Source organism: Pseudomonas sp. HY2-MNA-CIBAN-0224, assembly GCF_040310285.1.
GTDB lineage: Bacteria > Pseudomonadota > Gammaproteobacteria > Pseudomonadales > Pseudomonadaceae > Aquipseudomonas > Aquipseudomonas helleri.
The window spans coordinates 1-239 of sequence record NZ_JBEOPQ010000876.1 but is presented as its reverse complement, the minus strand read 5'-3'; the positions used below and the strand labels follow the sequence as shown (position 1 = coordinate 239).

Below are 239 nucleotides of genomic sequence, written 5' to 3'. Positions count from 1 at the left end.
ACATATGGGTAGGCAACAGTTTTGCTACCGCTAATATTATTGTAAGCCTCAAAAAATACCTGCTCGGCATGATCAGCTTCCTCGACCGTCAACTCACCTTCTAACACCTCTACCTTACCCACCATCGCGCGCTCGACCAGCATTCTTGAGCCATTGCCGACCCAATTACGTATGCTGTCAATAGGGTAGGTCTCTTTGCCGAGCGTGGTCAGCATCGCATTGGTCGCATCAGCCAAATC

1 protein-coding gene is annotated in these 239 nt (G+C 49.8%); it reads right to left on the bottom strand.

From position 1 onward, the window contains the following. A partial coding sequence (locus tag AAEZ03_RS28780) for an HAD family hydrolase (RefSeq protein ID WP_502947996.1) occupies positions 1-239 on the bottom strand: 239 nt, incomplete at both ends.